14 protein-coding genes are annotated in these 15,762 nt (G+C 73.9%); 9 read left to right on the top strand and 5 right to left on the bottom strand.

The features are described from left to right. Position 1: 1 nt before the first annotated feature. Complete coding sequence (locus ABD191_RS25735; protein ID WP_344087414.1) at positions 2 to 3,001, bottom strand: AfsR/SARP family transcriptional regulator; 3,000 nt, start codon at positions 2,999 to 3,001, stop codon at positions 2 to 4. A 181-nt stretch (positions 3,002 to 3,182) separates the two neighbouring features. Between ABD191_RS25735 and ABD191_RS25740 the strand changes: the two genes are divergently transcribed. Both ABD191_RS25740 and ABD191_RS25745 read left to right on the top strand, forming a co-directional pair. Next, positions 3,183 to 4,034: a hypothetical protein gene (locus ABD191_RS25740; protein ID WP_344087416.1), complete on the top strand. Its 852-nt coding sequence runs from the start codon at positions 3,183 to 3,185 to the stop codon at positions 4,032 to 4,034. Further along, positions 4,031 to 4,888, top strand: a complete 858-nt coding sequence (locus ABD191_RS25745) for a hypothetical protein (protein WP_344087419.1) — start codon at positions 4,031 to 4,033, stop codon at positions 4,886 to 4,888. Before ABD191_RS25740 ends, ABD191_RS25745 begins: the two co-directional genes overlap by 4 nt. A gap of 66 nt (positions 4,889 to 4,954) precedes the next feature. Here ABD191_RS25745 and ABD191_RS25750 read toward each other — a convergent pair whose 3' ends face one another. The 3 genes from ABD191_RS25750 to ABD191_RS25760 are packed head-to-tail and all read right to left on the bottom strand — an operon-like array spanning position 4,955 to position 7,456. Beyond that, positions 4,955 to 5,656, bottom strand: a complete 702-nt coding sequence (locus ABD191_RS25750) for a maleylpyruvate isomerase family mycothiol-dependent enzyme (RefSeq protein WP_344087422.1) — start codon at positions 5,654 to 5,656, stop codon at positions 4,955 to 4,957. A gap of 54 nt (positions 5,657 to 5,710) precedes the next feature. Beyond that, complete coding sequence (gene surE, locus ABD191_RS25755) at positions 5,711 to 6,520, bottom strand: 5'/3'-nucleotidase SurE (protein ID WP_344087424.1); 810 nt, start codon at positions 6,518 to 6,520, stop codon at positions 5,711 to 5,713. Between the two features lie 9 nt (positions 6,521 to 6,529). Further along, positions 6,530 to 7,456, bottom strand: coding sequence for a 1-phosphofructokinase family hexose kinase (locus tag ABD191_RS25760; protein WP_344087427.1), 927 nt, complete (start codon positions 7,454 to 7,456; stop codon positions 6,530 to 6,532). 61 nt (positions 7,457 to 7,517) lie between these two features. Between ABD191_RS25760 and ABD191_RS25765 the strand changes: the two genes are divergently transcribed. The 7 genes from ABD191_RS25765 (at position 7,518) to ABD191_RS25795 (ending at position 13,129) form a co-directional block, all read left to right on the top strand. After that, complete coding sequence (locus ABD191_RS25765; RefSeq protein WP_344087429.1) at positions 7,518 to 8,264, top strand: DUF1295 domain-containing protein; 747 nt, start codon at positions 7,518 to 7,520, stop codon at positions 8,262 to 8,264. A gap of 155 nt (positions 8,265 to 8,419) precedes the next feature. Next, on the top strand, positions 8,420 to 8,668 hold the full coding sequence (locus ABD191_RS25770; protein WP_344087432.1) for a hypothetical protein: 249 nt from the start codon (positions 8,420 to 8,422) through the stop codon (positions 8,666 to 8,668). A 120-nt stretch (positions 8,669 to 8,788) separates the two neighbouring features. Beyond that, positions 8,789 to 9,628, top strand: a complete 840-nt coding sequence (locus ABD191_RS25775) for an ATP-binding cassette domain-containing protein (protein WP_344087435.1) — start codon at positions 8,789 to 8,791, stop codon at positions 9,626 to 9,628. Continuing rightward, positions 9,625 to 10,281, top strand: coding sequence for a hypothetical protein (locus ABD191_RS25780; RefSeq protein ID WP_344087438.1), 657 nt, complete (start codon positions 9,625 to 9,627; stop codon positions 10,279 to 10,281). The genes ABD191_RS25775 and ABD191_RS25780 overlap by 4 nt, the downstream gene beginning before the upstream one ends. A gap of 34 nt (positions 10,282 to 10,315) precedes the next feature. Continuing rightward, positions 10,316 to 11,437 (top strand): sensor histidine kinase, encoded by a 1,122-nt coding sequence (locus ABD191_RS25785; protein ID WP_344087441.1) that lies wholly within the window; start codon positions 10,316 to 10,318, stop codon positions 11,435 to 11,437. Next, the gene (locus tag ABD191_RS25790; RefSeq protein ID WP_344087444.1) at positions 11,434 to 12,096 is read left to right on the top strand and encodes a response regulator; all 663 of its coding nucleotides are present in this window, start codon (positions 11,434 to 11,436) and stop codon (positions 12,094 to 12,096) included. The genes ABD191_RS25785 and ABD191_RS25790 overlap by 4 nt, the downstream gene beginning before the upstream one ends. Positions 12,097 to 12,163: 67 nt before the next feature. Then, on the top strand, positions 12,164 to 13,129 hold the full coding sequence (locus ABD191_RS25795) for an NAD(P)-dependent alcohol dehydrogenase (RefSeq protein WP_344087447.1): 966 nt from the start codon (positions 12,164 to 12,166) through the stop codon (positions 13,127 to 13,129). Between the two features lie 67 nt (positions 13,130 to 13,196). On the opposite strand, the gene ABD191_RS25800 is transcribed toward ABD191_RS25795, so the two are convergent. Then, entirely contained in the window at positions 13,197 to 15,212 is a 2,016-nt protein-coding gene (locus ABD191_RS25800) for a cellulose binding domain-containing protein (RefSeq protein ID WP_344087450.1), read from the bottom strand. Positions 15,213 to 15,762 lie beyond the last annotated feature (550 nt).

Here is a 15,762-nt window from a genome sequence, read left to right on the forward strand (position 1 = left end):
GTCACCGGTAGGTCATCTGCGTGACGGATGCCAGCAGCGCCGGATCGGGGCCCGGCACGCCGATCGTCCGCATGGCCGACGCGTAGCGGTCGAACGCCCGGCGCGCCTCGCCGTGCCGGCCGGCCGCCACGAGCGTGTCGACGAGCGCCCGGTGCGCGCCCTCGTCGTACGGGTCGCGTTCCAGGATCGCCAGCAGGTGGTCCAGGGCCGCGCCCGTGCGACGACCGATCCTCGCCAGGGTGCGCCGGGCCCGCAGGTACGCCTCGCGGGCCTGGTCGCGCAGCGGCGCCGCCCAGTCGGCGTACGGCTCGTCGTCGAACGGGTCACCGGCGTACCCGGCCACGGCCGCGCTCAGCACCGCCCGGGCGTCGTCCGGCGCGCCGCGTTCGTAGAGCCGGCAGCCGTGGCCGACATCGGTGAGGAACTCCTCCACGTCCACGCTGACCTGGGTGAGGTCCAGCGCCACGCCGCCCTCGCCGGCCAGCAGGGCCCGCTCGCCGAGCACCGTGCGGGCGATGGACAGCAGCACGGACAGCCGGTGCGCCGCGCGCTCCAGGTCGTCGCCCGGCCACAGTAGGTCCACCAGCTCCTCGCGGGACACGCTGCGGCCCCGCCGCGCGACCAGGGCGCGCACCAGATCCCGGGCCTTGCGCGACTGCCACGCCGAGGCCGGTACGGGCCGGTCGTCCACGTGCACCTCGAACCGGCCCAGCACCCGCACCCGCACGGCCGGCCCGGGGCACTGCGCGCACGCCAGCGGCAGCGCGTGCGCGGTCGGGGCGACGCCCGCGGCGGCCAGCCGGGCGCGGGCCCGCGCCCCCTCCATCCGCGCCTCCGGCCCGGCACCGGGCACGGCGGCCAGCGACGCGGCGACCCGGTCGGCGTCGATGACCGCGCCGGCCGCGCGCCAGATGTCGCCGGCCTCCCGCAGGGCGTCGCGGGCGTCGCCGGGCCGGGGCTCGCCCGCCGCCCGCAGCTCCAGCGTCTCGGCCAGCCACGCCCGCTCGCCCCGGCCGCGCGCATCGCGGGCCGCGCGGTGGGCCAGGCGGACCGCCTCGGCGTGGTCGCCGGCGTGGTGGGCCACCCAGCCCCGCGCGACGAGCGCCGCGATCAGCTCCGCGCCGGATGCCAGCGACACCGCCTCGTCGGCCAGCGCGACCGCCTCGGCACCGTCCACAGTGGCCAGCGTTCGGGCCAGCCCGGCCAGCGCCGGTACGAGGGCCTGGCGCTCGCCGCCGTCGCGGGCGTCGCGCACGGCCTCCTGGTACGCCGCGATGGCCTGCTCCCGCCAGCCACGCCGCCGGTGCACGTCGCCGAGCGCGAGCAGGGCGGTGGCGCCCCGGCGGGAGCCCATCCGGCGGCACATGGGCACCACCCGCTCGTACCGGTCGACGGCCTCGTCGAAGCGACCCAGCCGGGCCAGCGCCTCCGCCTCGTTGCACAGTGACACGACCCGCATGCCGGCCGCGCCGCCCCGCGCGGCGGCCCGCACGGCGCGGGCGGCCAGGTCGCGCGCCTGCGGGTAGCGGGCCCGGGCGAGCTGCTCGTGCGTCTGGTTGATCAGGATCCGGGCGGCGGTGACCTCGTCGCCGGCCTGACGGGCGGCCCGCAGCCCCAGGTCGTAATGGTGGATCACCGCGGCCGGGTCGCCGGCCAGCTTGCTGGCCAGGGCCAGAGCCACGTGCGCGGCGGCGAGCGCCCGGTCGTCGCCGGCCGCGAGCGCCTGCTCGTGCGCGCGGGCGGCGTAGTCGGCCGCCTCCGGCCGGCCGAGCATCCAGTGGGCGGACGCGGCCCACGCGAGCAGCAGCGCCCGGTCGAGCGGGCTGCCGGCGTCGAGGTCACCGCGCTCGAAGGCAGCCAGCGCGGCGATCGGCTCGGCGCGCAGGTAGTGGACCATCCCGACCCGCCACGCCAGCCCCGGGTCCCAGGTGTCGTCCGTGGTCAGGCTGCTGAACACCGCGAGCGCCCCGACCGGGTCGCCGGTCGCGCGCAGCGCGTCGCCCCAGAACAGCCGGATCCGGTCGTCGCGCAGCCGCTCGGGCAGCGCGGTCACCAGCGCCACGTACCCGGCCGCGCCGCCCTCGGCGAGGATCCGCTCGCCGTGCCCGGTCAGCATGCGTGCGCAGGCGGCCTCGTCGCCGGCCGCGAGCAGGGCGCGGGCGGCTGCCAACGGCGGACCATGCGCCGTGAACCAGGCGGCCGCCGCGTCGGCGCGGGCGGGCGGCAGCGTCCGGCCACGACGGGCCACAGCCGCCACGACGGGCACGACCCGGTGCCGCCCGCCACCGGCCGGGACCACCAGCCCGGTGTCCGCGAGCAGCCGCAGGGTGGGCTCGGCCCGCCGGTGACCGAGCGCCCGGCACAGGTCCGCGCTCACCGGCCCGATCGCGGCCGCGTCGCGCAGCAGGCCCAGGGCCGGCCCGGGCAGCGCCGCGAGCACCTCCTCGATCAGGAATTCGGCCACCGGGCTGCCCGGCTCGGCGAGCGCCTCCACCAGGTCCTCGTCGTTCTCCGCGGCCAGGCGGACGAGGGCGGGCCAGCCGCCCGTCGCCTCGTGCAGCCGCTCCGCCAGTGCGGTGTCCCACACGTCGTGCTCGTCGCGCAGCAGGGCGGCCACGTCATCCGCGCTCATCGCCAGCCGGTCGGGGCCGATCCGGCCGAGCAGCCCGCGCCCGCGCAGCCGCGACACCGCCCCGCCCAGCGGCCAGCGCGACGCGATCGCCAGGCCGGCCGCGCCCGGCAGTTCGCCCGCCCGGCTCAGCAGCCGCGCCGACTGCTCATCGGTCAGCTGCGGCACGTCGTCGAGGACCAGCCAGCGAGGTCCGCCCTGCTCGCCGCGGTGGGGCGCCGCCGGCACCGCGTCGGCCAGGCTCCACCCCGTCAGCCAGTACGCCGTACCCGCCGGCAGCCAGGATCGCAGCGCCGTGCTCTTGCCGTACCCGGGCCCGGCGACGAGCAGCAGGCACCGCCAGCGGCCCAGCGACTCGGGTGGCGTGCGCACGGATCCCCTTCCGCCCGGTGACACCGTCCACGATGGGCAGTCGCCGGGCGTCGGGCAACGCGGCGACGGGAAGCGGATAGTGGCGCGTCCATGAGCCGACCGTGACACCACCGTGAGGCCCGTTCCGAGACTGGCTCTCGTCCCGGCGGCAGGCGCCGGGCGACGGCAGTGAGGACACGAGATGAAGAAAGTGATCAGCGCGGTCGCGGTCGTGATGATCAGTACGACAGGGGTGGTGCTGGCCTCGGCCGCGCCCGCGCAGGCGGCCGTCCCCGGACTGGAGATCATCATCAGCCAGAGCGGGGCGAGCAGCTCCTCGATCAAGTCCGTGGTCGCCACGTGCCCGGCGGGCAAGCGTGTGATCGGTACGGGCTGGTCACTCGGGTACGTGGCGACGGGCGGGGTGCACGTGGCCGAGGTGCGGCCGACCGCCACGACCGTGGAGGTCGTCGCCTACGAGGATCAGGACGGGTTCGCCGGCAGCTGGTACGTGGCGGCCAGGGCGGTCTGTGCCGACCCGCTGCCGGGCCTGGAGATCGTCTCGACGACGACGACGTCGACGACCACCGCCGCCGACCGGGTGATGCTGGCGGTCTGCCCGGCGGGCAAGGACCTGCTCGGCGCGGCGGGCGAGGTCGTCGGCGGCGGCGGGCAGGTGCTGCTCGACGGCGTGCTGCCGGGGACCAACTTCGTCGCGGTCTCCGGGCACACGGACGGCTGGGGCTCGACGAACATCTGGAACCTGCGGGCCCACGCCATCTGCGCCGACCCGGTGGCCGGGCACCAGATCGTGGCGGACATCGGCAGCACCACGTCGGCCAACAAGAGCAACACGGCGTCGTGCCCGGCGGGCACCAGCGTGCTGGGCGGCGGCGCGGTCGTCGTCCCGAACGACGGCAGGGTGTCGATCGAGGCGATGACCCCGACCATCTACGCCGGCAGCAACTTCGTCACGGCGTCCGGCCAGGAGGACGACCTGGGCTGGTCCGCCTTCTGGCGCATCGACACGTACGCGATCTGCGCGACGACATGACGACCTGGTTCCGGTCGCGGCGGATGGCCGCCGCGACCGCGGTCATCGTCCTCGCCGCGGTGCTCGTCGGCGCCCCGCCCGCACAGGCCGCCATTCCCGGCCTGACGATGGTGAGCGCGAACAGCGGCGAGTCGTCGGCGGCGGTGAAATGGGCGACGGTCATCTGTCCGTCGGGCAAGAAGGTCATCGGGTCCGGCTGGTCGCTGGGCGGCGTGCCCGGCGGCGAGGTTCACGTGGCCGAGGTGCGGCTCACGGACAACTCGGTCCGGGTCGTCGCGTACGAGGCGGTGACCGGCTTCACGGGCGACTGGTACGTCCGGACGGAAGCGGTCTGCGCGACTGCGCCGCCCGGGTGGGAGCTGGTCGTCGTCAGCGGCGACGCGTCGAGCACCGGTTGGCGCGTCGAGGAGGCGGCGTGCCCGGCCGGCAAGCAGCTGCTGGGCGGCGGCGCCGAGATCAGCGGTGGTGGTGGCGAGGTGCTGCTCACCTCCGTGATTCCGGCGTCCGGCGCGATCCTCGCGTCGGCCGACGAGAACCGTTGGGGCACCACGACCATCTGGAGCCTCACGGTGTACGCCGTGTGCGCCGAGCCGTTGCCCGGCCATGAGATCGTCTCGGAGCAGACCACGTCCACGTCGGCCGACAAGCAGCTCACCACCGCCTGCCCGGCGGGCAAGCGGGTGCTGAGCGGCGGGGCGAGCCTGTATCCGGACTACGGCGCGGTGTCGATCCACCACGTGAGGCCCGGGTCCTACCAGGGCAGCGAGTTCGTCGCCGTGCGCGCCACCGAGGACGACACGGGCACCAGTAGTAGCTGGTTGGTGCACGCGTTCGCCGTCTGTGTGGCGGCCTGACCACGCTCGCGGGGAGGGTTGTGGATTCGTTGGCCGCCATCGCGACCTCCTGAATCCACAACCTTCTCAGATCCAGCGGGGCAGCGTTACCGGCAGGTCGGGGATGGGCTTGCGGCCCGTAACCCAGCCGAGCAGGTCCGCGGCGGTAGCCGTGACCTCGACGGGCTCCGTGGCACCCGGTCCGAAGCGGACCGTCTCACCACGATCGAGCGGTACGAGCAGCACGGCCGGGCAGTCCGGGCTCTCGGACAGCCGGTCGGCGACGTCCGTGATCAGCGCGTCGATCAGCGGCGCCGGCAGGTCGTCCAGGCCGACGCCGGTGGCCAGGTCGACCGCGTGCAGCCACACCTCGCGCACCCGCAGCCACGGGATCTCCGCGGCGGTCAGCTCGCCCCGGAGCGTGCGCACGGGCGCGTCCCAGGCGTCCCCGGCGAGCCCGTCGAGCGCCGCGTCCAGCCGGGCCCCGGACGCGACGAGGTCGGCGCGCAGCGCGGCCGGCGCCACGGCGGCCGAGGCCTCGATCTCCGTGTCGCGGCTCTCCGGGCTGGCGTACATGGGTGTCTCGACGCCGGTCTCCGCCCAGGCGGCCAGGCGCGCGAGCCCGTCGGCGTTGCGGGCGATATGCCCGATGACGTGGGCACGCGTCCACCCCGGCAGCAGGCTGGGCGCGGCGAACCCGGCATCGTCGAGGCGGGCGACCGCGTCCTCGAAGACCGTGGTTCCCTTGCGCATCCAGGGCAGCGTGGCCTCGTGGTCCCGCGTGTCCATCCTCCCCACCTCCGGACGGATCATAGGGGTCGCACGGCACCCGTCCCGAGCCGGTCACGTCACGGCGGTGTCCACGGTGACATCCGCCTGTGCCCCCAGCAGCCGCACGGGCGTGACCACCGCGTACCCCTCCGCCAGCAAGGCCAGGTCGCTGCCCGGGATCTGCCGGGCGCCCGACTCCTCCATGGCCACCCGCACGTAGTCGTGGCCGGACTCCGCGACCGCCATCTGCACCTGCCCGAACGGGGCGAGGGTCGCCTGGCGTAGCCCGGGCAGCTCGCCGGCCGGCACGTCGGGCACGTTGACATTGAGCACGGTGCGCTCGGGCGCGGACAGCAGCCAGGGCAGCAGGCGGCACGCCACGTCGGCGGCCGTGCCCCAGTGCCGGGTCTCGTCGTCGACCGTGTCGAGCGCCGCGATGGCCGCCCCGCCGCTCGCCGCGCTGCCGGCGGCGGGGGAGAGGACGTCCAGCGACACGGCCATGCTCCGGATGCCGTTCATGGCGGCCGTCAGGGCGGCGCCGACCGTGCCGGAGTGCAGGATGCCGTGCCCGGCGTTGGCGCCCCGGTTGACGCCCGACAGCACCACGTCGGGCACCGGACCGAACGCCCCCAGGGTGGCCAGCAGCGTGATGTAGCTGGGCGAGGCGGCCACCGCGAGCGCCCGTACGTCGCCCAGCGTGGTGCGTTCGACGGCCACCCGGCCCTCGACGGTCACGGCGGTCAGGGCGGCGCTCGTGCCGCTGGACTCGCTCTGGGGTGCCGCCACGGTCACGTCGAAGCCCTGGTCTGCCACGGCCTGCGCGAGCCAGCGGATGCCGGGCGCGGCGATGCCGTCGTCGTTGGTGACGAGTACGCGGGTCATCACCGGTCCCTACCCCTCGCCGGCCGGCGTCAGCGTGACCCGGCCCGCGAGCTCCGCCACCGCCTCGGCCCGCCCGGTGCCCAGCCCGTGCCGGGTGACGTTGACCCCGCCGGCAGCCGCGCCCGTACGTACGGCCTCGCGCAGGTCGCCGCCCCGGGCCAGCACCGCGGCGACCCCGGCGGTCATCGAGTCCCCGGCGCCCCGATGGTCGACCACCTGCAACGGCGGCGTGGTCACTTCCACCAGCTCGTCGTCGAGCAGCGCGAGCGCCGGCTGGTCGGCCCGGCTGATGAGCACGGACCCGGCGCCCTCGGCGCGCAGGCGACGGGCCGCCTCGCCGAGCGCCGCCGCGGAGTCGTCGCGGGACCGCCCGTCGCGCAGCAGCTCCTCGTGGCTGACCTTGAGGAACGTCACGCCGCCGGCGAGGACGGCGGTCAGCAGGTCGCCGGACAGGTCGGCGACGACGCGGGCGCTGTTCGCGGTGAGGTCCGCCGCCAGGCGCCGGTAGACGTCCGCGTCGATGACCGCCTGGTCGGCCGGGCCGCTGAGCACGCTCACCCCCGCGCGTAGCCCTTCGGCGAGCGTGACGCTGTAGAGCTCGTCCATATCGTGCCGGCTCATCGGCGCGCCCGGGTGCTCGGCCAGGGTCGTGCGGGCGCCCTCGCGGCGGTCGTGCACGTACCACCCGCTGCCGACCTCGCGGACGACCGCCCGCACGGTCACGTTCTCGCCGGCCAACAGGTTGTGCAGCACGCTGCCGATCTCACCGCCCACGGCCGCGCACAGCACGACGGACCCGCCCAGGGCCGCGATCATGCGGGACTGCCAGACGCCCTGCCCGCCGGGATGCACGTGCAGCTCCGGGTCGCCGCTCGGCTGCTCGATGGTCACCGTGAGCAGCGGCGCCGGCGCGAAGACCATGACGTGGTCGCCCATGGGACCAGTTTCCGGTGATCACGCCGTTTCCGGCGCCCCGCCGCGCCGCTAGACTCCCGCTATGTCCGGCTCGTATGCCCTTCTGGTGCTGGTCGAGATCGGGCTGGCCGTGGCCACGGCGGTCGGGCTGCTGTTCATCACCGCCCCGTACGGCCGCCACGGCCGCGTCGGCTGGGGCCCGACCGTCCCGGCGCGCGTCGGGTGGCTGGTCATGGAGGCGCCGGCGTCGCTGCTGTTCCTCGGCGTCTACCTCGCCGGCGAGCGGCGGGCCGAGCTGGTGCCGCTGATCCTGTTGGGCCTGTGGCAACTGCACTACGTGCAGCGCAGCTTCGTGTACCCGTTCCTGCTGCGCGGCGGTGCACGGATGCCGTTGAGCATTATGGCCATGGCGATCGCGTTCAACGTGCTCAACGCGTACCTCAACGCGAAGTGGATCTCGTCGCTCGGCGACTATCCCGTCGGCTGGCTCACCGACCCCCGCTTCCTGCTGGGCGCGCCGGTGTTCCTCGCCGGCCTGTCGGTCAACCTGTGGGCCGACCGGAAGCTGCGCGGCCTGCGCGCGGCCGGCGGCGGCTACCGGATCCCGCGCGGTGGGCTCTACCGTTGGGTGTCGTGCCCGAACTACCTCGGCGAGATCGTGGAATGGTTCGGCTGGGCGCTGGCCACCTGGTCGCCGGCCGGGCTCGCGTTCGCGCTCTACACGACCGCCAACCTGGCGCCGCGCGCCGTGTCCAACCACCGCTGGTACCACGACCGGTTCCCGGACTATCCGCCGCAGCGTCGGGCGCTCATCCCGTTCCTCGTCTAGGAAGCGGCTCGGCACGCGATGTGCGCGTACTGCTGAACGTAGTTCAAAAACTGCGTAGCGTTAGAGGTGGCATCCCACCCGGATGCCATTCACATGTGACAGGTATTCACGACTGATCCGATTAGGACTGGTGTTCGTCACGAAGGGGGAGGACCATGTCACGCCTTCGGATCCGACTCTTCACTGTTCTTGTTGGTGCCCTGTTCGCGCTCGGTCTGGGCGCGGGCTCGGCAGCGGCCGCGCCCAGCGCGACCCAGCCCGTGCAGGAGACCCAGAACGTCTCGGTCACCACGCACGACGGCTGGGGCTGGGGATGGGGCTGGGGCTGGGGCGGCTACTGGCGGCCCTGGTACGGCTACGGACACGGCTACTGGTACCCGTGGGGCGGCTACTGGTGGCGGTAGTCATCCCTAACCGATGAGGAAGCGCGCCCGGCCGGGCGCGCTTCCCCGCGAGGCTCAACGTTCGCCGGCCACGGCTGCGGCGGGTGATGCGCGCCCGGCTTCGCCGCTACCATGCCCGCCATGGGGGAGGACAGCGGCACCGAACTGCGGGAGGTCACGAAGCGCTACGCCGCGTCCGCCCCGGTGCTGGCGGGCGTCAGCCTCGCCGTTCGTCCCGGCGAGGTCGTCGGGATCGCGGGCGCCAACGGTTGTGGCAAGTCCACCCTGCTGAAGATCCTTGTGGGGCTCTCGCTGCCCACCAGCGGGACGGTCGCCGGTCGCCCGGACGTCGTCGGGTACGTGCCGGAGCGCTTCCCGGCGCACGGCCGGATCTCGGCGCGGGCCTACCTGACCCACATGGGCCGCATCCGGGGACTGGGCCGGGCCGCCGCCGCGCGGCGGGCGGGCGAGCTGCTCGACCGGCTCGACCTGGTGGGCGGACCCGGCACCGGCCTTCGCCGGCTGTCGAAGGGCAACGCACAGAAGGTCGCGCTGGCCCAGGCGCTCCTGGTGGCGCCGGGCCTGCTGGTGCTCGACGAACCGTGGTCGGGCCTTGACGCGACCGCGCACCAGGCGCTCGCCGAGCTGATCAAGGAGACCGCCCGGGCGGGCGGCGCGGTCGTCTTCACCGACCATCGGGAGGCCGTCGTCGCCGCGAACGCCTCCGCGGTCTACCGCGTCGTGGACGGGCGCCTGCACGCGCGACCCGGCCCCGGCGACGCGGGCGCCCGGGTGGCGCACGTCGAGCTGACGCCGGCCGGCGCCGGTGCCGAGGCGCCGCACTGGCCCACGCTGCCCGGCGTGGTCGACGTGGCCGTCGGCGAAGGGTCGGTCGCCCTGGCCGTGCTCGACCCGTACTGCGATGAGCTGCTCTTCCACGCGATCCGCAACGGCTGGTCCGTCGCGGCGGTGCGCCGATGATCGCGCTGACCCGGTACTCGCTGTCGATGCTGGTGCGCGGCCAGGCCTACATCGCGCCGTTCGTGCTGTTCGGCACGGCCATCGTGGTGCTGACCACCAACGACCTGGGCCCCATCACGGGCACCTACTCGGCGTGCGCGCTCACCCAGTTCGTGTGCGGACTGTGGTTCACGGTCGCGATCGTCAACACCGAGGACCGTGCGCAGCGGTCGATGACGGTCGTCGCGGCGGGCGGCCAGCGCCGCGTCCTGGCGGCGAACGCCCTCGCCGCCACGGTTGTCGCCGGCGGGCTGACCGCGATCGGCGTCGCCTACCCGGCCTTCTCGGGCACGCACACGGTCACGGCCGCCGACCTGGCGGTCGGCGCGCTCGCGCAGCTGGTGTGCGGGGTGGCCGGCGTCGCGGTGGGGCTGCTCTGCTCGCGCGTCGTCATTCCCAAGGCCGGGTACGCGGTGTTCGCGAGCCTCGCGGCCATCGGGGCGCTGACGATGATCCCGCCGGTGCCGCCGGTGAGCCCGGTCATGACGCTGCTGTCGGGCCCCGAGCCGGCCGGGCGCATGCTCGCGCCCATCGCCGCGTTCGGCGCGTTCGCCGTGGCGATGCTGGTCGCGAGCGTGCTGATCGCGGAGCAGGTCGCCCGGCGTCAGGACTGACCGGTCGGCGGCGGTGCGCCGTACCATCGACGCCATGCTGCGCTCACTGTGGGAGGAGCCCCGCGCGCCCGGCGCGCCGGCGCGGGTGTGGCGCGACTGGGTGCTCGTCGCCGCCGTCGTGGCGGGCGCCCTGGTCGAGGGGGCCCTGCGGCCCGACCTGCCGTGGCGGCCGCTCGTCGTGGGCCTGGCGGTCGCGATCGCGCCGACCCTGCTGTGGCGGCGGACCAGCCCGCTGCTCATGGCGGCGATCGCCTTCGGCGCGTGCGAGGCGGTCGGGCTCGTCATCGGCGGCGACCCGCAGCTCAACGCGCTCGCCTTCCTGCTCATCCTGTTGTACGCGCTGGTCCGGTGGGGTTCGGGGCGCGAGCTTGTCATCGGGTCGGCCGCCGTCCTCACCAAGCTGACGGTCTCCTTCGCGCTCGGCCAACTGACGGTGACGGACACGATCGGCGGCCTGGTCGTACTGACGGCAGCGGGGGCGTCGGCCGCCGCGCTGCGCTACCGCGCCCGGGCCCGGGGACGCGAACTCGACCAGGTCAAGCTGCTCGAACGGGAGCGCATCGCCCGCGACCTGCACGACACGGTCGCCCATCACGTGTCGGCCATCGCGATCCGGGCACAAGCCGGTCTCGCGACGGCGCCGGCCCGGCCCGAGGCGGCCGTCGAGGCGCTGCGCGTCATCGAGGCCGAGGCGTCGCGCACGCTCGCCGAGATGCGCGGCATGGTCCGCGCCTTGCGGGGCACCGACCCGGCCGAGCGCGCGCCCGGCCCGCGTGTGCACGACCTGGCCCAGCTCGCGGGGGCGCCGACCGGCGGGCCGCTCGTCGACGTGGAGCTCGTCGGCGACCTCGACGACCTGCCGCCGCCGGTCGGCGCGGCGATCTACCGCCTCGCCCAGGAGTCCGTCACGAACGCCCGCCGGCACGCCCGGCACGCCACGCGCATCGAGGTGCGGGTGGCCGCCGACGCCCGGGCGGTGCGCCTGCGGGTCAGCGACGACGGCGACGCGGGCCTGGGCCGCCCGGCCAGTCCCGGGTACGGCCTGGTCGGCATGATGGAGCGCGCCGGCCTGCTGGGCGGCACCTGCGAGGCGGGCCCGAACCCGGACCGCGGCTGGACGGTCACGGCGATCCTGCCGCGGGTAGCGACCGCGTGAGCGTGCGGGTCGTTGTCGCGGACGACCAGGAGATCGTCCGCACCGGGTTGTCGATGATCCTCGACGCGCAGCCGGGCATCGAGGTCATCGGCGAGGCCGCCGACGGGCGTCAGGCCGTCGAGGTGGCCGAGCGGCTGCGGCCGGACGTCTGCCTGTTCGACGTGCGGATGCCCGTGATGGACGGCATCGAGGCGACCCGCCGTCTCGCGGGCCCGGCCGTCGCGGACCCGCTCGCGGTGGTCGTCATCACGACCTTCGACCTCGACGAGTACGTCTACGCGGCGCTACGCGCCGGAGCGCGCGGGTTCCTGCTCAAGGACGCCGGCCCCGCGCTGCTGGCGCAGGCCGTGCACGCGGCCGCGAACGGCGACGCGCTCATCGCGCCGAGCGTCACCACCCGGCTGCTCAGCGCCTTCGCCGACGCCGCGCCGGCCGCCGCGCCGCGCCAGCCGGTCGAGCCACTGACCGAACGCGAGGAGCAGGTGCTGCACGCGGTCGCGCGCGGGCGGACCAACGGCGAGATCGCGCACGACTTCTTCATCAGCCTCAGCACGGTCAAGACGCACATCGCGAGCCTCATGGCCAAGCTCGGCGCCCGCAACCGCGTCGAGGTCGCCATGTGGGCGTACGAGACGCAGCGCGTGCGGCCGGGTGGCTGAAAGTACGCCCGAATTTCCCGTCCCCGGACCGAGGTTTCGCGCCGCCCGCGCGGCCACCATCGATGACATGAAGGCGATTGTTCAGGACAGGTACGGCGCACCCGACGTGCTGCGCTTCGACGACATCGACATTCCGGTGCCCGGCGCGGACGACGTGCTCGTGCGGGTGCGCGCGGCCTCGCTCAACGCCCGCGACTGGCACGTCATGCGCGGCGACCCGTACCTGGCCCGGCTGTCGATCGGGCTGAGGCGTCCGAAGTGGCCGGTGCAGGGCACGGACTTCGCGGGCGTGGTCGAGGCGGTCGGTGCGAACGTGACCTCGCTGCGCCCCGGTGACGAGGTGTACGGCGAGACGAACGGCGCGTTCGCCGAGTACGTGTGCGCGGGCCCCGAGGAGGTCGACCGCAAGCCGGCCAACCTGACGTTCGAGCAGGCGGCCGCCGTGCCGCTCGCCGCCGGTACGGCCCTGGACTGCCTGCCGGACGTGGCCGGGGGACAGCGCGTCCTCATCAACGGGGCGTCCGGCGGCGTGGGCACGTTCGCGATCCAGATCGCCAAGGCGCGGGGCGCGTTCGTGACCGCCGTGTGCAGCGCCCGCAACGCCCGCCAGGCGCTCGCCCTCGGCGCCGACCGGGTCGTGGACTACGCCCGCGAGGACTTCGCCCGCGGCGACGCACACTACGACCTCGTGCTCGACCTGGTGGGCAACCGGTCGCTGGGCGACCTGCGGCGCGCGCTCGCCCCGGCGGGCACGCTGGTGCTGTCCGGCGGCGGCGTGTCGAAGGGCGGCAGCATGTTCGGGCCGATGGGCCTGATCCTGCGGGGCACCCTGGCGTCCCGCTTCGCGAGCCACCGGATCCTGCTGCCGCACTACAAGCCGAGCCGGGCGCATCTCGCGACGATGCGCGAGCTCATCGAGTCGGGCCGGGTCACTCCGGTGATCGACCGCACGTACCCGCTGTCCGACGCCGCGGCCGCGATCCGCTACCTGGAGACGGAACACGCGACCGGCAAGGTCGTGCTCACGGTGTGACCCCGGTGCGCCTTACGTACCGGACTCCGCGCGGAGTCCGGTACGTAAGGCCGATCCGGTGGCGGAGTCAGCGGGTCGTGCAGGGTTTGCCGTTGAGGGTGAAGAGGGTGGGGGCGACGTTCGGGCCCGAGTAGGAGCCGACGAAGCCGACGTTGATGGTGGCGCCGGGTGCGATCTTCTGGTTCCAGTCGACGTTGCTGACCTTCACCGTCCGGCCGGTCTGGCTCCAGGTGCCGTTCCAGCCGCTGCTGAGCTGCTGCCAGGTCGTGGGCCAGCTGAAGGTCAGCGTCCAGCTGTCGATCGCGTTGGTGTCGTTGTTGGTGATGTCGACGCTGCCGACGAAGCCGTTGCCCCAGTTGCTCGCGTCGGTGAGCGTCACCGCGCAGTCCGACGAGGCCGGCGTGCCGGTCTGGAACGTGATCGGCGGCGAGGCCCAGGAGACGCGGCCGGCGCCGTCGCGGGCGACGACATTGGCCGTGTACCGGGTGCCCGGCGTGAGGTTGCCGACCGCGAACGACGTGCCGGTCGTCTCGCCCCACTGCTCGCTGGTGGTGCCGTTCTGCCGGTACAGCTCGTACTTCACGGCACCCGACGACGCGGGCCAGGAGATTGTGGCGGCCCGGTCGGTGACGGCCGAGGCGGTGGGCTGGCCGGGCGCGGCCGGCCCGGCGACCGACCCGGACGGGTGCAGGATCAGCGTGGTCAGGGAGTACGGCGGCAGGGTCGCCGACGTGGCCGTACCCGTGGTCGTGGCGATGGCCGTGTCACCGTTGCCGAACGTGAGCACCTGCGCGGCCGATGCGGGGGAGTACCCGGCGTAGCTGAGCGATACGGTCCGGGCGGCGGCCGGGTCCTGGTTGATGAGCATGACCGCGAGGTCGCCGTTGGCCCGGCGGGCGGCGTGCGCCTTGACGAGCGGGTCGGTGCTGCCCGCCCGGATGAGCTGGTCGCCGGGCCGGGCGAACTTCGCCGTCATCGACAGCCCGAAGTACGGCGCGAACGGGGTGTTGAGCGGCGGCTGGCAGACGGAGTTGTCCTCGGTGCAGTTGGCGCTCGACAGCAGGCCGAAGTCGTTGTAGTCGGTGTGTCCGGCGACCGTGGACACGGTCCCCATGCCGTTGTGCACGTTCCACCAGTCGATGCTGAACACGCCGGCCGCCATCAGGCTCGCGTACGCGTCGGCGGCGAAGAGCGCGCCCGGCTGGGTGTTGCGCCCGAAGTCGGTGTTGAGTTCGGTCATCGCGATGCCGAGCTTGCGCCCGCCCGCGTACTGGTCGATCTGCTTGCGGACCAGCCACGCCATGTCGGTGATGTGTTCGGTCTTGGTGAACAGGTCGGGGCCGTTGGACCCGCCGGGGTACCAGTGCAGGATGGCGAAGTCGACCGACGGGCCGGCGATGGACAGCACCACCTTGTTCCAACTGCCGTCGTCGCCGCCCGCCACGATGCCGTCGGGCCAGTTGCCCGGCGTGGTGAGCACCAGGCCGATCTTGATGGTCGGGTCGACGGCCTTCATCGCCTCGGCGTACGCCTTGACGTTGGTGGCGTACGCCGCCGGGCTCTTGTCCGCGTGCTCGTCGTTCTCCCACGCGCTGCCGTAGTGGCCGTTGCCGTAGATCTCGTTGCCGATCTCCCAGTACTTCACGCCGTAGTTCTTCTCGACGTTGGCGTAGCGCACCCAGTCGGCGGCCTCCTGCGGGGTGCCACCCCCGTAGTTGGCAATGATCATGGCCTGCGCGCCGGCCCGGTTGACGCCACTCATGAAGTGGTCGAAGTCGGTGTTCGGCGCGACGTACCCGCCGGGGGCGGTGTTGTCGCGCCAGTGGTAGATGTCGGCGTACGAGCCGCCGGGGTAGCGCATGAGCTGGACGCCGGCATCCTTGAGCAGGTCGGCGACCGCGTCGGTGCCGAGCTGGGAGTCCCAGACGGCGTGGTTGACGCCCACGGCGGCGTCGCTGACCGTGGCCAGTCCGGCCCGCGCGTTGACAGTGACGCGGGCGTCGGGCTCGGCGGCGTAGGCGGGGGTGGCGAGAGCACTCGCGGTGAGGGCGAGCGCGGCCAGCGCGACAACAGTCGGTCTCATGGGGGGTCGAGGCTCCTATCGGAGGACATGGATGGAAGCGCTCCCAGAATTGACGTCGACCGCTGTGCTGTCAATGGTCCGCGCGCATCGCCGGCGACCCGAAAGATTCCGAAAGTATCGGGCTGCCCGCGGCGTCAGTGGTCACGCCGGACCTGCGCGTTGAGGCGTCCTGAAAGGACTGTGAATAGTTGCGATCCGTCGAACTGTCTCGATGCGTACGCCTGTAGACGGCTGGTCGAAAAAATGCTGTCGAAACATTTACGAAACTCGTTGACAACATGCCGTCGTGCAACGACGCTCTCTCCATCGACAGGTGCGAACCTGACGATCCGGGTCACATGGACCCGGGTACGTCCGCGCGGCGTCATGCGAAGGCATCACGGTGGCCCGGCCCCTGGTCACCGTGCCGTCCCTCCGGCTCGCATGACGCCGCCCTGTCGCACTGCCAGCTTCACAAGGAGGAAGCGCACCCATGACCGACGCCCCCGTCCACCCGCCTCGCGGCAAACGTCGCCGGCTCAGAATGCTGATCGCCGGTGTGAGTGCCGTC

The sequence above is a fragment of the Luedemannella helvata genome (assembly GCF_039528415.1).
Lineage (GTDB): Bacteria > Actinomycetota > Actinomycetes > Mycobacteriales > Micromonosporaceae > Luedemannella > Luedemannella helvata.

What these genes read in the sequence shown, in the direction of transcription:
- ABD191_RS25740 (WP_344087416.1), top strand. Translation starts at nt 3,183, where the DNA reads ATGAAGAAAGTGATCAGCGCGGTCGCGGTCGTGATGATCAGTACGACA.
- ABD191_RS25745 (WP_344087419.1), top strand. Translation starts at nt 4,031, where the DNA reads ATGACGACCTGGTTCCGGTCGCGGCGGATGGCCGCCGCGACCGCGGTC.
- ABD191_RS25750 (WP_344087422.1), bottom strand. Translation starts at nt 5,656, where the DNA reads ATGGACACGCGGGACCACGAGGCCACGCTGCCCTGGATGCGCAAGGGA.
- surE (WP_344087424.1), bottom strand. Translation starts at nt 6,520, where the DNA reads ATGACCCGCGTACTCGTCACCAACGACGACGGCATCGCCGCGCCCGGC.
- ABD191_RS25760 (WP_344087427.1), bottom strand. Translation starts at nt 7,456, where the DNA reads ATGGGCGACCACGTCATGGTCTTCGCGCCGGCGCCGCTGCTCACGGTG.
- ABD191_RS25765 (WP_344087429.1), top strand. Translation starts at nt 7,518, where the DNA reads ATGTCCGGCTCGTATGCCCTTCTGGTGCTGGTCGAGATCGGGCTGGCC.
- ABD191_RS25770 (WP_344087432.1), top strand. Translation starts at nt 8,420, where the DNA reads ATGTCACGCCTTCGGATCCGACTCTTCACTGTTCTTGTTGGTGCCCTG.
- ABD191_RS25775 (WP_344087435.1), top strand. Translation starts at nt 8,789, where the DNA reads ATGGGGGAGGACAGCGGCACCGAACTGCGGGAGGTCACGAAGCGCTAC.
- ABD191_RS25780 (WP_344087438.1), top strand. Translation starts at nt 9,625, where the DNA reads ATGATCGCGCTGACCCGGTACTCGCTGTCGATGCTGGTGCGCGGCCAG.
- ABD191_RS25785 (WP_344087441.1), top strand. Translation starts at nt 10,316, where the DNA reads ATGCTGCGCTCACTGTGGGAGGAGCCCCGCGCGCCCGGCGCGCCGGCG.
- ABD191_RS25795 (WP_344087447.1), top strand. Translation starts at nt 12,164, where the DNA reads ATGAAGGCGATTGTTCAGGACAGGTACGGCGCACCCGACGTGCTGCGC.
- ABD191_RS25800 (WP_344087450.1), bottom strand. Translation starts at nt 15,212, where the DNA reads ATGAGACCGACTGTTGTCGCGCTGGCCGCGCTCGCCCTCACCGCGAGT.